A 16,016-nucleotide genomic window follows, 5' to 3' on the forward strand; every position below is an offset into this window, starting at 1 on the left:
GAAGTGTGACCATTGTGTTGAAGTAGGCGTTGACCGGTGCGTGACCGAGGGGGTGTGACGGATTGCCGGGGAATACGGGAAACACAAGGAGCGGTGGGGCTCCCGGGATATTGGTGACGGGACGTTATCGCCTGGTCGAGAGCATCGGTCAGGGGGGAATGGGGCGGGTGTGGCGAGCCGCCGACGAGATGCTCGACCGGGAGGTCGCGGTCAAGGAGATGCGCATAGACGGCCTCGACGCCGAGGACGCGCGCACCCGCCGTGAACGCACCCTGCGCGAGGCCCGCGCCACGGCACGGATCGACCACCCCAACGTGGTCCGGATCTACGACGTCGTGGACGAGGGCGAACGCCTGTGGATCGTCATGGAGTTGATCGCCGGCCGCTCCCTGGAACGGATGATGGTCGAGGACGGCCCGCTCGGCCCCCTGGAGGCCGCCCGCATCGGCATCGGCCTGGTGACGGCGCTGCGCCAGGTGCACGCGCGGGGCGTCCTGCACCGGGACATCAAGCCGGGCAACGTCCTGGTGGAGGGCACCGGACACCGTGTCGTCCTCACCGACTTCGGTATCGCGGCCATCCAGGACGCCAAGGCGCTCACGATGGTCGGCATGCTGGTGGGCTCTCCCGACTACATGGCCCCGGAGCGGATCTCCGGCCGCCCGCAGGGCCCGCCCTCCGACATCTGGTCGCTCGGCGCGACCCTCTGCGCGGCCCTGGGCGGCCGCTCCCCGTTCTCCCGCGACACCACCCTCGCCACCCTCCACGCGGTCCTCTACGAGGAGCCCGAACTCCCCGCCGCGGCAGGCCCCTTGCGCGACATCCTGGCCGCCCTGCTGGAGAAGGACCCGGAGGTCCGCCCGGGCCTGGCGGAACTGGAGACCTCCCTGCACCCGGTGGCCTTCCCGGCGCCCACACCGACACTGGCGGTGGGCGCCGCGGAGGCACCGCGGGAGCCGCAACCGGAGCGGGAACCGGAACCGAGCCCCGAGGAACCGCCCGCACCGGACCCCGTCGAGGCACGGGAGCCCGAGCCCGTACGCGAGCCCGATCCGCCGACGCCGGACCGCGCGACCCCTCAACTCCCGTGGGCACCCAGGGAATGGCCGACCCCGGCCTACCTGGACGCCTCCCGCGTGCCCGCGGCCCGAGACCCCAGGAACCCCGAAGGAGAGGCAGAAGCCGAAGCCGAGGCGGGAGCCGAAGCGGAACCCGCAGCCGTACACGACGCGATCCCGCAGCAGCGCACCACACCCCCGCTGACCCAGCGCCCGGTCACCCTCGAACGCCCCATGCCCGCCCTCGACCCGTACAGCGCCTCCACGGAGGCCGCCTCGTCCACCGCGTCCGAGGTCCGCTCCGAAACCCCCGTGGGCGGCGAGGCGGAGGTGACCCCGCGGCGGTCCGGCGTCTCGCTGGTCCGGTCGGAGGCGCCGACCGAGCGACGGCCGGTGCACGAGCCGCCGCCCGGGATGCCGCCCGGCGAACTGCCGGGCCCCGCCCGGCCGGCCGGTCCGAGCAGGCCGCACCGCCGACGCGCGGGCCTGCTCGCCGCCGCGGCGGCGGTCACCGCCGGTGCGGTGGTCGCGGTCGTCATCCTGCTGAACTCCGGTTCACCCGGCGGCAGTCAGGCGGACGGCTCGCCCACCCCGTCCGCCACCGTGTCCAAGTCCCCGAAGCCCACCGTCGAGGGCACGTCCCGGCCGCAGAGCCTGCCGCCGGGCGCGCACCGGGAGGCGGGCGGGTTCGCCTGGGCGACCCCCGAGGGCTGGCGCAGGGACGTCAAGACGGGCGCCGAGGTGCACTACACGTCCCCCGACGGCGCCCAGGAACTCGTCGCCAAGTCGTCGCTGGCGCGCGGCGATCTGATGGAGACCTGGCAGACCTCGGAGGAGCACGCCCACGAGGGCCAGGACTACCGGAAGATCCGCCTGGAGGAGACGAGGTTCCGCGACTACCCGGCGGTCGTCTGGGAGTACACCTTCACCCTGAAGGGCACGCGCTGGCACGCCCGGCTGCTCGGCTTCAACGCGGACGGCAAGTCGTACCAGATCAACACCTGGTACCAGCCCGCGATCGAGGAGCAGGCGGTGAAGACGTACGAGAAGGTCACGGACAGCTTCACCATCCTGTGACGGCAAGGGAGACGACACGGGAAAGGGGCCCCGCACGCGAGGCCCCTTCCTGTTGCAGCAGGGCGGGTCAGCCGACCTGGACCTCGTCGGACTCGTCGAGGTCGACGCGCACCTTCGCGGAGTCGGTGGCCCGGCGGGGGCCGACCTTCTCCCTGGCGAAGGCGATGACGAGCACGACCGCCGCGACCAGCAGCGACAGCAGCACGGTCTTGCGGCCGTCGTGCTCGGTGTCGGTCAGCATGTAGCCGAGCACGAACACGATCAGCGCGGCCGTCGCCCAGGTCAGATACGGGTACAGCCACATCTTCACGACCAGCTTCTCCGGCGCCTCGGCCTGGATGATCCGTCGCATGCGCAGCTGCGAGAAGCAGATGACGAGCCAGACGAACAGGGCCACGGCACCGCTGGAGTTGACCAGGAAGAGGAAGACGGAGTCGGGGAACCGGTAGTTGAAGAAGACGGCGACGAAGCCGAACACCACGGAGGCGACGATGGCGGCGAGCGGCACGCCACGGCCGGTGGTCCTCGCGAACGCCTTCGGCGCGTCCCCGCGCTCACCGAGCGAGTAGGCCATGCGGGAGGCCGTGTAGAGCCCGGAGTTGAGGCAGGACAGCACCGAGGTCAGCACGATGAAGTTCATGATCTGACCCGCGTGCGCGATGCCGAGGGAGTCGAGCGCGGCGACGTAGGAGCCGTCCTTCTTGATGGCCGGGTCGTTCCACGGCAGCAGCGTCACCACGACGAAGATCGAGCCGAGGTAGAAGACGGCGACCCGCCAGATGATGCTGTTGGTGGCCTTGGTCACGGCCTGCTGAGGGTTCTCGGACTCACCGGCGGCCAGGGTGGCGATCTCGCTGCCCATGAAGGAGAACACCACGAGCAGTACGCCGGTGAGGATCGCGCCGGCCCCGTGGGGGAGGAAGCCGCCGTGGTCGGTGAGGTTGCCGAGGCCGGCCTGGTCGCTGTCGACGCCGGGCAGCACGCCGAAGACGGCGAGGCCGCCGATGACGATGAACGCGGCGATCGCGACGACCTTGATCCCGGCGAACCAGAACTCGAACTCGCCGTAGGACCCGACGGAGACGAGGTTGGTGGCGGTCAGCACCACCATCACGATGAGGGCCCAGCCCCACTGCGGTACGGCGGGTATCCAGCCGTTGAGGATGACGGCACCGGCGGTGGCCTCCACGGCCAGCACGACGACCCAGAAGAACCAGTACAGCCAGCCGATGGAGAACCCGGCCCAGCGGCCGAGCGCGCGGTCGGCGTGCGCGGAGAACGACCCGGACGTGGGGTTGGCGGCCGACATCTCGCCGAGCATCCGCATCACCAGCACCACGAGCGTGCCGACGAGCGCGTACGACAGGAGGATGCCGGGTCCTGCGGTGGCGATACCGGAGCTGGATCCGACGAACAGACCGGCACCGATGACTCCACCGATGGCGATCATGGACAGATGACGGTTCTTGAGTCCGGCCTGGAGACCAGTCATGCGGGGAGTTCCTTTGTGCCGGGTGTGGGGGACGGTTCAATGAATCAGAGGCAAATAGATAAATGAACCTTCGATTCCAGATCGTTACTTGAGGTTTTCATGAGGTTGTGTGCCTGAAGCCCCTGTTTTCCGGGCTGACACCCGGGGCTGCTGCCCCGAAACCTTCGTGTCACACTCATCCCATGCGCGTGTATCTCGGCTCCGACCATGCGGGCTTCGAACTCAAGAACCACCTCGTCGACTGGCTCAAGGCGGCCGGTCACGACCCCGTGGACTGCGGTCCCCACATCTACGACGCCCAGGACGACTACCCGCCCTTCTGCCTCCGCGCCGCGGAGAAGACGGCTGCGGACCCCGACGCCCTCGGCATCGTGATCGGCGGCTCCGGCAACGGCGAGCAGATCGCCGCGAACAAGGTCAAGGGCGTCCGCGCGGCGCTGGCCTGGAGCGAGGAGACCGCGTCGCTGGGCCGCCAGCACAACAACGCCAACGTCGTCGCAGTGGGCGCGCGCATGCACACCACGGAGGAGGCGACGAAGTTCATCGAAACCTTCCTCGCCACCCCGTTCTCCAACGACGCCCGCCACATCCGCCGCATCGAAATGCTCGCCGACTACGAGAAGACGGGCGACCTCCCCCCGATCCCGCCGCACCACCCCCAGCAGTAACTCCCACGGGGCCTTGTTTTTCAGCCCGTCCGGCGTTTGAGGACAAGGCCCCTTCAGGGCCGTCGGGGGTCCAGGGGGCGGAGCCCCCTGGGTGCGGGGTCGAAGGGGCGGCAGCCCCTGGAGGATGGGACGGGTAGGGGCGGCGGGGGCGAGGAAAAAGCTTGGTACCCACGCCCCACCCGCCCAAGGACCAAAGAGGAGCCACCGTGCCGGAGGGGCACACGATCCACCGCCTGGCCAAGGACTACGCCGCAGCGTTCCAAGGCAGAAAAACCCAGGTGACCAGCCCCCAGGGCAAGTTCACCGACGCCGCAGACCTCCTGACCGGCGCGGAACTCACCCACACCGAAGCCCACGGCAAACACCTCTTCCTGGGCTTCCGAGCCACCGACTGGATCCACATCCACCTCGGCCTCTTCGGCAAGGTCACCCTCGGCCCGACCCCCGCACCCCCACCCACCGACACGGTCCGCCTACGCCTCGCGAACCCCACGTCGTACGTGGACCTCCGCGGCCCCACCACCTGCGCCCTCATCACCCCCACCGAGAAGCAGGCGATACACGACCGCCTCGGCCCCGACCCCCTCCGCGCCGACGCCGCCCCCGAGACCGCGTACCGCAGAATCTCCCGCAGCCGTACGACGATCGCCGCCCTGCTGATGGACCAGAAGGTCATCGCGGGCGTAGGCAACGTCTACCGCGCCGAAGTCCTCTTCCGGCACCGCATCGACCCGTACCGCACCGGAAACACCCTCACCCCGCGGGAGTGGGACGCGATCTGGCGGGACCTCGTCGACCTGATGCACGAGGGCGTGAAGAACAACCGCATCGACACCGTCCGCCCCGAACACACCCCGGAGGCGATGGGCCGCCCGCCCCGCGTCGACGACCACGGCGGCGAGGTGTACGTCTACCGCAGGGCCAACCTCCCCTGCCACATCTGTGGCGGCGAGATCCGCACCGCCGACCTCGCCGCCCGCAACCTCTTCTGGTGCCCGACCTGCCAGAAACCCTGACGCGCGGAACCCGCGGGCGCCGCAGGAGCCGTAGCAGCTGCCGAAGCCGCAGAAGCCGCCGTCCGATCCGTCAGAACCGTCAGAACCCGTGCGGCAGCCAGGGCGCCACGGCACTGCCGAACCCCACGGCCGCCTCCCCGAGCGCCCCGCGCCGAAGTTCCCGCACCCGCCCGGCGGCCGCCAGCCCGGCCAGGCTCACCCCACCGAGATACGCCGACCCCAACTCCCGTACGGACAACGAGAGATCGGCCGCGTCGGTGGTCCGCTCGCAGGACGCCCCCTTGGCGTCCCCGCTCAGCCGCCACCGCCCCGCGTTCCACGGACAGAACTCGTCGGACACCTCGAACACCACGTCCACCGGCGCCTGATAGGTCCGCGCCTCCAGCGCGGCCCCCACCTCCACCAGCCGCACATGCAGCGAGTCCCGCACCCGCAGCGAACACCGCCGGATGTCGGAGACCAGGTACTGCCAGGCGTCGTCCACCGGCCGCACCCCGGTCACCAGCGTCGACGTGAGGTCGATGTCGAACAGGAACCGCCACAGCGCCGCGTACGTCTCGGGATCGAGCGCCTCGAGATCCCGCAGGATCACCTTCCCCTGCGGCCCGGTCGGCTCCCAGTCCGGCTTGACGCGGAAGCGGGTGTACCCCACGACCTCTCCGTCCCGCTCCGCGACCACGCACTGAAGCGGTGAGGCCCCGTCCCGGTCGCTCTCCGGGTCGAGCAGCATCAGCCGCTCCCAGCCGGGAGTCCGCGCCAGCATCCCCGGCCGCTCCGGCACCACCCGCGCGTACACCGCCTCGCACGCGGCCAGCACCTCGGCGGGCTTGGCGTACCGCAGCCGTACGTCGTCCGTCCCCGGCGGCACGGACAGCCGCACCCGCTGGGTGTCGATCTCGGCGCCGGCGTTGAACGTACCCGCGCCGTACCCGAACCGCCCGTAGATGGCGGGCTCGGAGGCGGTCAGCACGGCCAGCGGCCAGCCCCATTCCCGTACGTCGTCCAGCTGCCGGCGCATCATCGCGGTGAGCAGACCGCGCCTTCGGTGGGTCGCGGCCACGCTGACCATGGTCACGCCCGCCGCCCGCACCGAGGCGCCCCCGGGTACCGTCAGCCGGAAGCTGAAGGCCCCCGCGGTGCCGACGCACGCGTCACCGTCCCAGACGGCGAGGGAACGGTCGATCTCGGTGAGGGAGTTCCACAACTCCCGTTCCTCGGACGACTCCGGGACCCCGCCGAAGGCGCGGATCAGGGTGTCGTACCACTCGTTCCACTCTTCCCGCCGCAGCACCCGCAGGTCGGTCGCCAAGTCAGAAGCCATGGACCATGCCTACCAGGGCATTGCGGGACGAGCCAGGGAATTTCTCCTTGGTGGCGGCGCGGTGGCCTTCCGTGAAGTTCACTGTGAAGTTGAACCTCGGACGGGGGACAAGTGGGACCTCCCGTGCCAAGCAGCTGGTCCGATGGATAGGGTCCCGAACTAATGGCAGCAGGACGAGAGCGGCGCGCGGAAGCCGAGACGTTCACGGCCCGGTTGAAGATGCAGTGGCACCGGGCCCGCGTCGGCCTGCGCAGAAGCGCCGTGGACTACTTCCGCGGGGACGGCTCGGACTGGGTCGCGCTGGCCGGTCTGCTCCTGACGATCCCGCTGATCGCGGCCACCACTTTGATGAACTCGGTGTGGTGTTCCCCGGCCGCCCTGGTCCTCCCGATCGTCGCGGGCGGCCTGCTGCTGCGCCCGGCGAGCCTGCTGGGCCTGTACGCGGCGGCGGCGACGGCACTGATCATCGAATCGGTGCAGCTGGGCCCGTACACCGAAGGCCCCTCCCGGGTCACCCCGGGCATCGTCCTCGTGGTGGCCGCGTGCGGCTTCTTCGGGCTGCTCATCGCCCAGTTCCGCAGCCGGGTCGGCGTGCCCTGGCGGCGCGGCGGCACCATGCTCTTCGACCTCCGCGAACGCATCCGGGTCCAGAGCAAGCTCCCCAAGCTGCCCCCGGGCTGGCACCGGGAGATGGCCCTGCGACCGGCGGGCGGCCAGTCCTTCTCGGGCGACTTCGTGGTCGCGGCCCGCACCAACGGCGGCCGCACGATGGAGGTGGTCCTGACGGACGTCTCCGGCAAGGGCATGGACGCGGGCAGCCGCGCCCTGCTCCTGTCCGGCGCCTTCGGCGGCCTCCTGGGCAGCCTGCCCCCGCACGCCTTCCTCCCGGCGGCCAACGGCTACCTCCTGCGCCAGGACTGGGACGAGGGCTTCGCGACCTCCATCCACCTGGTCCTGGACCTGGACTCCGGCGACTACGAGCTCTACTCCGCGGGGCACCCCCCGGGCCTGCAACTGAGCGCGGGCAGCGGCCGCTGGGAGGAGAAGGCCGCGGAGGGCCCCCTCCTCGGCGTGTACGACGGTGCCCAGTTCGACCCGGTCAAGGGCTCCCTGCGCCCGGGCGACGTCCTGATGCTCTTCACCGACGGCCTGGTGGAGACCTCCGACCGCGACATCGTCGAGGGCATCGACCGCCTCACCGGCGAGGCCGACCGCTATGTGGCCGGCGGCTTCCACGGCGCGGCCTGGCACCTGATCGAGGCCGTCGCCAAGGACGTCAACGACGACCGAGCCCTCCTGCTCATCTGCCGCGAGGGCCCGACAGCCCTGGCCGCGAACCTCTGAGCGGCCCCCCGGAAGGGCGGGACCGATCACGGGGTGGGGTTTACCCCCGCCCCGATCCGCCAGCCGTCCTCATCGCTCCGCCCTCCCGCGATCCGTAGCTTCGAAGCATGACGACGGACCGGAACGAATCAGGCATGCCGCGCGAATGGGCCGTAGAGCTGCACGGAGTGCACCGGCGCTACGGCCGTGGCCGCACCGCCGTCCACGCCCTGCGCGGTGTCGACCTGACCCTCGCGCCCCGCACGTTCACCGCGGTCATGGGACCCTCCGGCTCCGGCAAGTCCACCTTCCTGCAATGCGCGGCGGGCCTGGACCGCCCCACCTCCGGCACCGTCCGCCTCGGCGGCACGGAGATCACCGGCATGAAGGAGAACAAGCTCACCGCGCTGCGCCGGACCCGGCTCGGCTTCGTCTTCCAGGCCTTCAACCTGCTGCCCTCCCTCACCGTCGAGCAGAACGTCGACCTGCCGACGCGCCTCGCGGGCCACCGCCCCGACCGCCGGCGCACCGCCGACGTCCTCGCCCAGGTCGGACTGACCGACAAGGCCCGCCGCCGCCCAGGGCACCTCTCCGGCGGCCAGCAGCAGCGCGTCGCCATCGCCCGCGCCCTGGTCACCCGCCCCGACGTCGTCTTCGCCGACGAGCCCACCGGCGCCCTGGACACCACCACGGCCGCCGAGATCCTGTCCCTCCTCCGCGACGCGGTCGACACCCAGGGCGCCACGGTCGTCATGGTCACCCACGACCCGACAGCCGCGGCCTGGGCCGACCGAGTCCTCTTCCTCGCGGACGGCGAACTGGCAGACCACCTGGACCGAGCCACCCCGGACCGGATAGCGGCCCGCATGACCAGCCTGACGGCGCCACGGACCGACGTACCAGCAGCGGCCTGACGGAGATACCGGCGAGTTTCTCCACGAACGACCACCTGACCCACGTAGGGGCGCGGGGAACTGCGCGACACGCCCCCACGGACCCGCACCCGACGACGGAGGAACCCCGATGCTCGCCCCCAACGGCCTGGCCCGCGCAGCGCTCCGCTTCCGCCCCGCCGCGTTCGTCGGCACCTTCGTCGCCCTCGCCATGGCCGCCCTGGTCGTGTCGGCCTGCGGCATCCTCCTGGAGACCGGCATCCGGGCGAAGGTCCCGGCCGGCCGCTACGCGAACGCCCCGGTCGTGGCCGCCGCCGAGCAACGCGCCCCCTACGGCAAGGGCGACAGCGCGGACAGCGAACCGCTCCCGGACCGCGCCCGCCTGGACGCCGCCTTGGTAGCGAAGGCCGCCGAGGCGCCCGGAGCCCGCACCGCGGTCGCCGACGTCACCTTCGCGGTGATCGGCCCCGAGGGCACCGCCCTGACCGCGCACAACTGGTCCGCCACCGCCTTCACCGGCGAACACCTCACGGCGGGCCGCGCCCCCGGACCGGGCGAGGTCGTCCTGGACCACGCCCGCACCGGAGACCGGGTCACCCTCACGACCCCCACCGGAACCCGCGCCTACCGGGTCTCCGGCACTACCGACACCGCGCAGGCCTGGTTCGCGGACCAGGAGGCCCTACGGCTCTCCGGGCATCCGGGCCGTGTCGACGCCATCGCCGTACTCCCCGAGCCCGGCGTGTCCACCGAGACCCTTGCCGCCCAGGTGACCCGAGCCCTCGGCGGCAAGGCCAAGATCCACACCGGCAGCTCCCGCGGCACCGTGGCGGACCCCGCCCTCGACGAGGGCAAGGAGATCCTCATCGCCCTCGGCGCCTCCTTCGGCGGCACCGCCACCCTGGTCGCCATGTTCACCGCGGCCGGCACCGTCGCCCTCGCCGTCGGCCAGCGCGCCCGCGAGTTCGCCCTGCTGCGGGCCATCGGCACCAGCCCGCGCCAGATCCGCCGCACGATCGCCACCGAGGCCCTCCTGGTCGCCCCCCTCGCGGGCGTGGCCGGCTGCGTCCCCGGAGCCGCCCTGGCCGCCTGGTGGTTCGGGCAGCTGCGGGACAGGGGAGCGGTCCCGGCACCCGTCGACCTCGCCGTCTCCTGGATCCCGCTGGTCGCCGCGGTCGGCGCCGTGCTCCTCACCGCGCTGCTCGCCGGGTACATGGCGGCCCACCGCAGTTCCCGCATCAAGCCCGGCCAGGCCCTCAGCGAGGCCTCCGTGGAGCCCCTGCGCATCGGCTGGATCCGCACCCCGCTCGGCATCGCCGCGGCGGCGGGCGGCTGTGTCTGCGCGGGCCTGGCCGCCTCGACGACCGGCGAGGACGCGGCCAACGCCGCGCTCGGCATCGTCATGCTGTTCATGCTGGCCGTGGCCCTGCTCGGCCCGCTGGTCGCCCGCGCCTGCGCGGCCCTGTTCGGTCTCCCGCTGCGCGGCGCCGGCGCCTCCGCCGTACTGGCGGCCGCCAACGCCCGTACGAACTCCCGCCGGCTGGCCTCCGCGATCACGCCGATCGTGCTCGCCATGGCGTTCTCCTCGGTGCTGCTCTTCCTGCACACCAGCGAGGACCATGTCACTGCCGAGCAGCAGCGCGACGGGATCACCGCCGACCACATCGTCACCGCCGACGGCCCGGGCCTGGCCCCCGACGCCGTACGACGGGCCGAGCGCGCCCCCGAAGTCACCGCCGCCGTCGGCCTGTTGAAGACCTCGGTGCTCGTCCCGGGCTCCGGCGGCACCCTCCAGGCCGCCACCGCCCAGGGCGTCACGGGCTCCGCGCGCGATCTGGCGGCCGTACAGGACCTGGACGTCAGGGAGGGCCGGCTCTCCCTGGCCCCTGGCGAGATCGCAGTGGACGCCGCCCTCGCCGGCGACGCGGACGTCGAGGTCGGCGACCGCCTCCCGATCCGGCTGCCCGACGGCACCCGGGCCGAGCCGCGGATCGTGGCGACGTACGGACGCGGCATGGGCCTGTCGCAGGTGACGATGGCCCGTACCGACCTGGCCACCCATGTCACCTCCGCCTTCGACGCGGAACTGTGGACGAAGGGCGGCACCGGAGCCGGTCTGAAGGAACTCGGTACGGTCCTGGCCCGCGCCGACTACACCACCGCCCAGTCCGTGGACCGCAAGCTCAACGCCTGGGCGAACCACGTCATGGCGGCCGTCCTCGGCGGCTTCGCGGCCGTCGCCGCCGGCAACACCCTGGTGATGACGGTCCTCGACCGGCGCCGCGAACTCGGCACCCTCCGCCTCATCGGCTCCACCCGCACCCAGGTACTGCACATGATCCGCTGGGAGGCCCTGCTGGTAGCCCTCGCGGGCATCGCCCTCGGCACGGCGATCGCGCTCGCCACCCTCGTCCCGATGATGAAGGGGCTGACGGGACAGGGGCCCTACATCCCGCCACTGATGTACGGCTCGCTCGTCGCGGCGATCCTCGCCCTGGGCCTGGCCGCGGCCGGCCTCCCGGCCCGCGCGGCGCTGCGCGGGGAGACACTGGAGCCGTGACCGACACACCGCGCACGCTGACCCCGGCCGAGGTCGAGACCCTCGCCCGCACCGCCCACGAGGGCCAGACCGACAAGGCGGGCCGGCCCTACGCCGAGCACCTCCAGGCGGTCGCCGACGGCGTACGCGCCCGGGGCGGCGACGCCGAGCAGATCGCGGCCGCCTGGCTGCACGACGCCGTCGAGGACGACGCCCTCTCCGAGCGGTGGCTTCAGGAGGCCGCGCTGAGCCGTCGTACCAAGGACATCGTGCTCGCGGTCACCAAGCGGGCCGGAGAGCCGCCCGAGGCGTACGCCGCACGGATCCTGGCCACTCCCGGCGCGCTGCTGGTGAAGCAGGCGGACCTGGCGCACAACGCCGACCCGGCACGCCTCGCGGTCCTGGACGAGTTCACCCGGAAACGACTGACCGAGAAGTACGCGCGGATGCGCGCACTTCTCGGTCTGAGGGACGAGTAGCCGGCAGCTAGGCCAGGACCTTCTCGCGGCGCTCGGTCTGCTGCCGCTCCCGGGCCAGTTCGGCGGCGTCCCGCTTGAAGGCCCACTCCATCTTCGGCTCCATCGCGAACCGGAAGACCCGCTGCACCGGCTTGGTGCACAGCACGGTGACGACGGCGGCCGCGAGGACGCTCACGGCGATCTCGCCGAGCGGGCGGTGCAGCCACGGGTGCTCGAACCAGCCCTGGTAGTCACCGGCCTTCACCAGGAAGCCGTGCAGCAGATAGCCGTACAGCGTGCCCGCGCCGAGTGCCGTGAACCACATCCGGCGACGGGGCGTCCAGGCGAAGAAGCAGGCGGTCAGCAGCAGCGAGCAGCCGAACATCGCCAGCACCATGACCGGCCCGGCCCACCACGGCGCGCCCAACTCCTGCGCGGAGTCCCGGTGGTAGAACCACGCGGTGTTCATCCGCGGCACCGCCCACCAGGCGACGGCGAGCGCGGCGGCGAACACCGGCACCGAGAGCATCCGCACCGTGCGGGTGCGCACCCGGTGGAAGTGCTCGGGCTTCATGCACAGGCCCAGCACGAAGTACGGCAGGAACTGCAGGACCCGCTGAAGGTCCAGGTCGTCGCCGATCGACGGCGCGACGGAGGCCAGCATGGCGATGCCGAGCGCGAAGGGCAGCGGCCAGCGGATCATCTTCAGGATGGGGGTGGCCATCCGCCAGACGAACAGCGCGCACAGGAACCAGGTCAGGTACCAGGGGTCGAGCAGACTGATGTCCTTGCCGGGGTCGTCACCGGCCACGCGCGCGAAGAGGACGTAGGCGGTCTCGAAGACGATGTACGGCACCGCGACACCGGTGATCAGCCGCCGGAGCCGGTCGGGACGCATGTCGAAACTGCGCGAGAAGAAGCCGGAGATGATGATGAACGCCGGCATGTGGAACGAGTACACGACCGTGTACACGCCCTCCAGGATCCGGCTGTCGCCCTTGAGCGGTTCCCAGGCGTGGCCTATGGCCACCAGCACGATCGCCAGGTACTTGGCGTTGTCGAAGAAGGCGTCGCGCTGCTTGCCGGCGGGCCTGGCCGGCTGTTCGCTTTGCTGTTTGAGGGGCGAGCGCGGACTCGGCACTCCCGATGCCGACGGCCTGGCAGGGGGGAGCGGCGCTCTGCCGCGTGCGGGGGACGAGGCAGCGTGGAACATCTGAGGCACCCTAGCGTCGTCTGTGGGTTTTCGTAAAACCCGCGAGGTCATTCCTGGTTATTCGCTTCGAGTGCCCAGGAAATCGAGCGGTTGACGCCTGGGGAACGTGACGGTCAACACACCTGACGGGCAAGGAATATCGTCCCCGCAAGCGTCAACTTGGTGGGATTCATCCTGACTAAATAGGGCATAAGACCAGCAGGCGACTCCGGCGGAATGTCCGCTTCCTGTGGCTGCGGCGACTATTCGAATTCCCTGCGAACAGGTTGTGTGGAGACCGAAACGATCCAGTCGAATTACCTGTGTGGGTGACGTGCGAACCCACTCTCGAATTCCTGTACGGAACAAGGTGTGTTGGCCGAGCGGCCGACCGGCGCCGCACAGATCGGGCACAGGTGTGGTCAACGATGCCTCACCTGCCGCATAGAGCGGCTTGGTTGGTGGCACGATGGTTCTGGCGGGGGTGCGCGGGGCCGGCACCCCCGGGCCGGGAGCGGACCGACCGAGGGTGTGTGATCAGTTGTGGCCATTTCGCTGTCAGTGGTGTTGCTGATGGGGATCATCATGGTGGTGTTGATCCGTGGCGGATCCCTCAAGGCCGGACCCGCCGTCGTGGCCGTGCTGTTCGGCTTCTTCCTCGCCTCTACGGGCATGGCCGACGACATCCAACGCTTCCTCAACTCGATAGCGGAGACCATCAACTCCATCCAGTTCTGAGCCCGGTGGACCCGTGACGCTAGGCTGATCCGCCCGGTCACGGGGGCCGGGGGACGGACAACAGGGGGACGTACGGGGATGGCGCTGCGCGACTCGGACCCGGCGGAGGTGGGCGGTTACCGCATCGAGGACCGGCTGGGCAGCGGCGGAATGGGCGTGGTCTACCTCGCCCGCTCCGCGTCCGGCCGCCGTCTCGCCGTCAAGGTCGTACACGGCCAGTACGCGGACGACGACGAGTTCCGTGCCCGGTTCCGCCGCGAGGTGGCCGCCGCCCGTCAGGTCAGCGGCGCCTTCACCGCCCCCGTCGTGGACGCGGACGCCGACGCGCCGCGCCCCTGGATGGCCACGCTCTACATACCGGGCTCCAACCTCGGCACCCACATCCACGACAACGGCCCGCTGCCCCTGCCCCGCCTGCGGGAGCTGGCCGCGGGCCTGGCCGAGGCCATCCGCGACATCCACCGCGCGGGAGTGGTCCACCGGGACCTGAAGCCGGCCAACGTGATGCTCGCCGACGACGGCCCCCGCGTCATCGACTTCGGCATCTCCCGCGCCACCGAGTTCGCCGCCTCCGACGTCCTCACCCAGACCGGCCGCGTGATGGGCACCCCGCCCTTCATGTCCCCGGAACAGTTCTCCGCGCCCCAGGACGTCGGCCCGGCCGCCGACATCTTCTCGCTGGGCGCGGTGGTCGCCTACGCCGCCTCGGGCCGCGGCCCCTTCGACAGCCCGAGCCCGTACGAGACGGCGATCCGCGTCGTGGAGGGCACCCCCGAACTCGACGGCGTCCCCACCGAGTTGCTCCCCTTCATCAACCTCTGCCTCGAAAAGGAACCCAAGTCCCGCCCTACGGCGGACGAGTTGCTACGGCTGCTCAGGGACGGCGACTGGCCGACCCCGAGCGACCCCCAGGCGCCGGCCGACACCGACGGGCCCCGCCGCCGCGGCCGCCGGTGGCCGGCCGTCGCGGCAGCCGCCCTCGCCCTCGCGGCAGCGGCCACCACGACAGTGGCCCTCACCGGCGACGACTCCGCCCCGGGAAACCTGCCGACCGGCTGGAAGGCCTGGCACGGACAGGCGAAGGACCCCAGCGTCGACAAGGAGCCGCTGGGCGCCGGCGGCCCCTTCAACCGCTGCGTCGCCTCCGACGGGACGTCCCTGGTGTGCGCGGGCGACGAGGTCCTGGCGACCCGCTTCGCCCTGGCGGACGGCCGCAACACCTGGGGCCGGCCCGTCGACGCCACGGCCGACGACATCGGCACCAGCAGCTCCGCCGGAGGCACGATCATCGGCGCCCGCGACGGCCGCGTGTACGCCTACGGTGCCGACGACCGGTCCGTGGGCGACGAAGAGGCGACTCCGACCCGCTACACGGTCCAGTCCCTGGACACCAGGACCGGCAAGGTCATCTGGAAGACCGTCACCGGCGACAGCGACGAGGCCGCGGAGCCGAGCAGCAACCACGGCGCCTCCGTAGCCGTGCCGGAGGGCGTGATCACCTCCTACGGCAAGAAGGGGGAGCAGTACGCCCTCCTCGACGCCGACGACGGCAGGATCCGCTGGAAGCGGAAGTTCCCCGCGCCGAACGAGCAGGTGTGCCTGCTCCGCAGCGCCGCCCGGCACGGGTATCTGGTCTGCCAGAAGTGGACGGCCGAGGACGTCAGCAGCACGGACATCACACAGCTCGACCCGGCCACCGGCCGAGCCCGCTGGAGCGTGCACGTCAAGGGGGAGAAGGACATCGTCGGACAGGTCGACGGACGCCTGATCCTGCTCGCCACGACCGGCGCGCAACGCACGGTGACCCTCGTCAACGCCTCGTCCCACATCCAGACGAGCGTACGGCTGTCCCGGTCCCAGCCCGAGGGCTCGACCCCGGCCCTCCTGCGCGGCAGGCTCTACTTCACGCTCTCCAGCGGCGGCGTCCGCGCGGTCGACCCACGCACCGGGGAGCAGCTCTGGTCGAGCGACTCGGGTGTGGAACAGGCAGGCCCTCCCATCGCCTCGGCCACCCACCTCTACATCTCGTCCGTCAGCGGCCGCCTCGCCGCCCTCGACCTCGACACCGGCACGGTCGAGGCCACCCTCAAGGGCCGGGACGACAGCGGCGCCATCGACTTCCCCGACATCTCCGCCCCACCGGTCCTCGTCGGCGACGCCCTCTACATCCCGTACGGCATCCGCTCCGTCTACACCGTGGACGTACGAACCCTCTGACCCCGCAAAACCCGAAGGGCCCGG

Annotated in this window: 12 protein-coding genes; 9 read left to right on the forward strand and 3 right to left on the reverse strand. The window is 71.3% G+C overall.

Annotation, left to right across the window (positions count from 1 at the left end):
• The first annotated feature begins 113 nt into the window (after nt 1–113).
• Nucleotides 114–2,135 (forward strand): serine/threonine-protein kinase, encoded by a 2,022-nt coding sequence (locus ABKA17_RS24665; RefSeq protein ID WP_502994372.1) that lies wholly within the window; start codon nt 114–116, stop codon nt 2,133–2,135.
• A gap of 67 nt (nt 2,136–2,202) precedes the next feature.
• Here the strand turns inward: ABKA17_RS24665 and ABKA17_RS24670 are convergent, their stop codons facing one another.
• Nucleotides 2,203–3,627, reverse strand: a complete 1,425-nt coding sequence (locus ABKA17_RS24670) for an amino acid permease (RefSeq protein ID WP_353694392.1) — start codon at nt 3,625–3,627, stop codon at nt 2,203–2,205.
• Between the two features lie 182 nt (nt 3,628–3,809).
• Between ABKA17_RS24670 and ABKA17_RS24675 the strand changes: the two genes are divergently transcribed.
• Together ABKA17_RS24675 and ABKA17_RS24680 are read left to right on the forward strand one after the other, a co-directional pair.
• Complete coding sequence (locus tag ABKA17_RS24675) at nt 3,810–4,295, forward strand: ribose-5-phosphate isomerase (RefSeq protein ID WP_353694393.1); 486 nt, start codon at nt 3,810–3,812, stop codon at nt 4,293–4,295.
• Nucleotides 4,296–4,501: 206 nt separating this feature from the next.
• Nucleotides 4,502–5,311 carry an Fpg/Nei family DNA glycosylase gene (locus ABKA17_RS24680; protein ID WP_353694394.1) on the forward strand — a complete coding sequence of 270 codons (810 nt, stop codon included), beginning with the start codon at nt 4,502–4,504 and terminating at the stop codon, nt 5,309–5,311.
• A 79-nt stretch (nt 5,312–5,390) separates the two neighbouring features.
• Here ABKA17_RS24680 and ABKA17_RS24685 read toward each other — a convergent pair whose 3' ends face one another.
• Nucleotides 5,391–6,632, reverse strand: a complete 1,242-nt coding sequence (locus ABKA17_RS24685; RefSeq protein WP_353694395.1) for a GNAT family N-acetyltransferase — start codon at nt 6,630–6,632, stop codon at nt 5,391–5,393.
• A 162-nt stretch (nt 6,633–6,794) separates the two neighbouring features.
• Between ABKA17_RS24685 and ABKA17_RS24690 the strand changes: the two genes are divergently transcribed.
• From ABKA17_RS24690 to ABKA17_RS24705, 4 genes are all read left to right on the forward strand, one after another.
• Nucleotides 6,795–7,976 carry a SpoIIE family protein phosphatase gene (locus ABKA17_RS24690; RefSeq protein WP_353694396.1) on the forward strand — a complete coding sequence of 394 codons (1,182 nt, stop codon included), beginning with the start codon at nt 6,795–6,797 and terminating at the stop codon, nt 7,974–7,976.
• Nucleotides 7,977–8,083: 107 nt separating this feature from the next.
• Nucleotides 8,084–8,869 carry an ABC transporter ATP-binding protein gene (locus ABKA17_RS24695; protein ID WP_353694397.1) on the forward strand — a complete coding sequence of 262 codons (786 nt, stop codon included), beginning with the start codon at nt 8,084–8,086 and terminating at the stop codon, nt 8,867–8,869.
• A 109-nt stretch (nt 8,870–8,978) separates the two neighbouring features.
• Entirely contained in the window at nt 8,979–11,408 is a 2,430-nt protein-coding gene (locus tag ABKA17_RS24700; protein WP_353694398.1) for an ABC transporter permease, read from the forward strand.
• The gene (locus tag ABKA17_RS24705) at nt 11,405–11,866 is read left to right on the forward strand and encodes an HD domain-containing protein (RefSeq protein WP_353694399.1); all 462 of its coding nucleotides are present in this window, start codon (nt 11,405–11,407) and stop codon (nt 11,864–11,866) included. The genes ABKA17_RS24700 and ABKA17_RS24705 overlap by 4 nt, the downstream gene beginning before the upstream one ends.
• A 7-nt stretch (nt 11,867–11,873) precedes the next feature.
• Here the strand turns inward: ABKA17_RS24705 and ABKA17_RS24710 are convergent, their stop codons facing one another.
• Entirely contained in the window at nt 11,874–12,986 is a 1,113-nt protein-coding gene (locus ABKA17_RS24710) for an acyltransferase family protein (protein ID WP_353694400.1), read from the reverse strand.
• 594 nt (nt 12,987–13,580) lie between these two features.
• Here ABKA17_RS24710 and ABKA17_RS24715 point away from each other — a divergent pair.
• Nucleotides 13,581–13,775 (forward strand): hypothetical protein, encoded by a 195-nt coding sequence (locus ABKA17_RS24715; protein ID WP_171143330.1) that lies wholly within the window; start codon nt 13,581–13,583, stop codon nt 13,773–13,775.
• A 78-nt stretch (nt 13,776–13,853) separates the two neighbouring features.
• Nucleotides 13,854–15,992 (forward strand): serine/threonine-protein kinase, encoded by a 2,139-nt coding sequence (locus ABKA17_RS24720; protein ID WP_353694401.1) that lies wholly within the window; start codon nt 13,854–13,856, stop codon nt 15,990–15,992.
• Nucleotides 15,993–16,016: the final 24 nt, after the last annotated feature.

It is taken from the genome of Streptomyces sp. RG80 (assembly GCF_040446465.1).
Taxonomy (GTDB): domain Bacteria; phylum Actinomycetota; class Actinomycetes; order Streptomycetales; family Streptomycetaceae; genus Streptomyces.

Coding starts and splice junctions, on each gene's coding strand:
- ABKA17_RS24670 (WP_353694392.1), bottom strand. CDS start 3,627: ATGACTGGTCTCCAGGCCGGACTCAAGAACCGTCATCTGTCCATGATC.
- ABKA17_RS24675 (WP_353694393.1), top strand. CDS start 3,810: ATGCGCGTGTATCTCGGCTCCGACCATGCGGGCTTCGAACTCAAGAAC.
- ABKA17_RS24685 (WP_353694395.1), bottom strand. CDS start 6,632: ATGGCTTCTGACTTGGCGACCGACCTGCGGGTGCTGCGGCGGGAAGAG.
- ABKA17_RS24690 (WP_353694396.1), top strand. CDS start 6,795: ATGGCAGCAGGACGAGAGCGGCGCGCGGAAGCCGAGACGTTCACGGCC.
- ABKA17_RS24695 (WP_353694397.1), top strand. CDS start 8,084: ATGACGACGGACCGGAACGAATCAGGCATGCCGCGCGAATGGGCCGTA.
- ABKA17_RS24700 (WP_353694398.1), top strand. CDS start 8,979: ATGCTCGCCCCCAACGGCCTGGCCCGCGCAGCGCTCCGCTTCCGCCCC.
- ABKA17_RS24720 (WP_353694401.1), top strand. CDS start 13,854: ATGGCGCTGCGCGACTCGGACCCGGCGGAGGTGGGCGGTTACCGCATC.